The following is a 2,955-nucleotide window of genomic DNA, read 5'->3' on the forward strand; positions in this document are numbered from 1 at the left end:
AGCATTCCGATGATGTTCTTTTTTCCTTCGCTCATTGGTTCTCTTTTTCTTCTTCTCATAAAAAATCAGCCTCCTGTGTTATTTTTATTATACCACAGTTGACTGACTTTTTACAGACTTTTTTTCAGAGGGTCCAATAAGAATTTTGACTTGTTAATGCAATATTCCCCAAAAATCAAAGTAGCCATACTGAATGAGGATAAGGAAGTAATAAGTGTTTCTGATGTCGGAACAATAAAAAAAGCTAAGGGTTATTTGACTGGAGGTATTATTTATAACATTAGCAGCAATAATCTAAAAATTGATTACTATACTCCTAATAATAACACGTTTGGTATTATCGTTTTCGTCTTTATATGTGCTACTATAATTATATTTATCACACTTATAATTAAAAACATTGTAAAGCGAAGAAAGAGTATAATGTACCCTAGAAACTGAACACAAAATTGCCAAAACATCGTGACAGTGGTATAATAAAAGAAAGAAACAGGAGGACACGATAATGGCGAAGAGGAACACATACACACCAGAGTACAAGGCAAAAATCGTAATAGAAATACTGGAGGGAGAGCAGACGATCAGCGAGATAGCAAGTCGTGAAGGAATCAACGTCAATCAGCTGAAAAATTGGAAAAAGGAATTTCTTGAGAATGCATCCCGTGCCTTTAATGGTTCAAAATCAGAAAAGGAAGCAAAAAGAGCAGCTGAGAACTCAAAAAAGCGGGAAGAAAAGCTTATGCAGAAAATCGGTCACCTGACAGTTCAGGTGGACTGGCTCAAAAAAAAATCTGAAGAAGTGCTCGGACCTGACTGGAAGGAAAAGTCTGGTTATGAAGAATGATAGGCTGAACATTAAGGAACAGTGTGAACTGCTTGAAATCAACCGCACTTCGATGTACTATCAGCCTGTTGAACCGGCAGAAAAAGCCTTGGAGCGTGAGGAATACATCAAATCACGTATTGACTACTGGCACACAAAATTCTGCTACATTGGTCATCGGAAAATCAAAGAAAAGCTTGTACAGGAAGACGGGATTGCAATCGGCAGAAAGCTTGTCAGACGTTATATGGCGGAAATGAATATCTGTCCGGTTTATCCGAAATCCAATCTTTCAAAGCCCGGAAAGAACAGTTTAAAATTTCCGTATCTGCTGAAAAATCTAAAAATTGACCGACCAAATCAGGTATGGTCAATTGACATCACCTATATCAAAATGGGGCGCAGCCATATGTATCTGACAGCGATTATTGATTGGTACAGCGGTTTTATCGTAGGCTATGAATTGTCTGATACGCTGGATACTGCACCGGTTTTAGCAGCAGTCACAAATGCCATGGAACAATACAGCAATCCTGAAATTATCAATTCTGATCAGGGCAGCCAGTTTACAAGCAATGACTATATTGAATTTCTGAAAGCGAAGAATATCCGCCAGAGTATGGACGGAAAAGCTAGATGGGTGGATAATGTGGTAATTGAACGCTGGTTTCGCAGCTTGAAAACGGAGTTGATTTATATCAATGAATACAGCAATCCCAGAGAGCTGCGGCAGCAGATTGGTAGTTACATCAAGGATTACAACAACGAAAGACCCCATCAGGCGCTTGGCTACAAGTTGCCTGTGCAGGTTTACCAAGCCAAGTCTGTATGCAATGCTGCATAAATTTTGCTTACGTTTTTTGGATGGCTATACAAGGTTTTCGCTGTCACGATAATTTTTTTCATTTGTGTCTTGACAAGGGGGACATTATAGAGACCTTCATTCAATTATAGAACTTAATACAAAATTTGACGTGTAGCGTGGGTAAAATTACTATTTTATTAGACAATTTCAGTAGTTATTATACGTACAATGTATCATTATAAAAAATAAGAAGATATTGATAATAATCTGAAAAAACAACCAGTAAACCACTAACGCTACAGAATCTTACTATGGTAATTATACTATGTTAAATATTGTTAAGGTTTTTGGGGGTCAGGAAGCGATACCGCAATAATTGTGGTATCGCTTTATTTTTATAAACAAATAACGATTCACTTTTTATAGATTACTCAAAATTAAAAGAAGTTATAATGTTCTTATCTTGATCCTTCTGATGATATATTAACAAATTATTAAAGCAGATGAGTTTTTAAGTCAAGAAATGTCATTTGACGCAAAACTATTGAAAAAAACAATTTAGACACGCTATACTAAAAGCGAGGTGATGAGTGATGATTTCAAAACTCGCAAAAGGTATGGCGTGTTTTTTTTCCGACAATAAAATTATAGCGGCGGAAGATTCCGAAGTTTATGCATATGGAATAGAGTTACTGTTATCCACAATTTTCAATTTGGTTGTAGCTATTATTATTGCTTTAATTTCTAATGAATTTATACCCTGCTTTTTCAATTTAACAGCGTTTGTTACGATAAGAATGTATGCTGGAGGATATCATGCTGATACGCATTGGGGATGTATGCTTACACTTGTTTGTGTGCTTTCTGTTTTTATTTTATCAATAAAAACTATTAGTATAACTACTATGAGTATATTATCGCCGATCTTATGGATTTTATCAGCAATAATATTATTTAGATTTGCACCGGTTGAACATCCGAACAAACCTATTTCAGAAAAAAAGAAGATGAAGTTAAGAAAAAAATCTTTGATTTCATTTTTTGTATGGACAATATTCTGCATAATATTTTATTTTTTTAAATCAGAAATATGTTTTTATTCAGTAACGGGAATATTTACATTAAATTGTGCGATGATTGCAGAGAAAATAAGACTACATATGAAATCGTAATAATACGTTAATTCTCAGTGCGATCTATGGCATAACGACATTAGTAACAGGTCAAGCCTGCAGCATAACCTATTGTCAGCCGAAGGAGCCGGAGGATTTACATAAATTTTTGAAAAAGAAAAGGGGTGAAGAATATGAAAGCAATTAAAAAGCTT

2 protein-coding genes are annotated in these 2,955 nt (G+C 35.1%); both read left to right on the forward strand.

Features of this window, described 5'->3' with window-relative positions; translation table 11 throughout:
• The first annotated feature begins 505 nt into the window (after positions 1-505).
• A protein-coding gene (locus tag LI114_RS13245) for an IS3 family transposase (protein WP_227221064.1) occupies positions 506-1,667 on the forward strand; the annotation gives its coding sequence in 2 pieces (ribosomal slippage) (positions 506-790 and positions 792-1,667; 1,161 coding nt in all).
• 554 nt (positions 1,668-2,221) lie between these two features.
• On the forward strand, positions 2,222-2,800 hold the full coding sequence (locus LI114_RS13250; RefSeq protein WP_117905959.1) for an accessory gene regulator ArgB-like protein: 579 nt from the start codon (positions 2,222-2,224) through the stop codon (positions 2,798-2,800).
• Positions 2,801-2,955 lie beyond the last annotated feature (155 nt).

The organism is Ruminococcus sp. 210702-SL.1.03 (assembly GCF_020559915.1).
Taxonomy (GTDB): domain Bacteria; phylum Bacillota; class Clostridia; order Oscillospirales; family Ruminococcaceae; genus YE71.

What these genes read in the sequence shown, in the direction of transcription:
- LI114_RS13250 (WP_117905959.1), top strand. Translation starts at nt 2,222, where the DNA reads ATGATTTCAAAACTCGCAAAAGGTATGGCGTGTTTTTTTTCCGACAAT.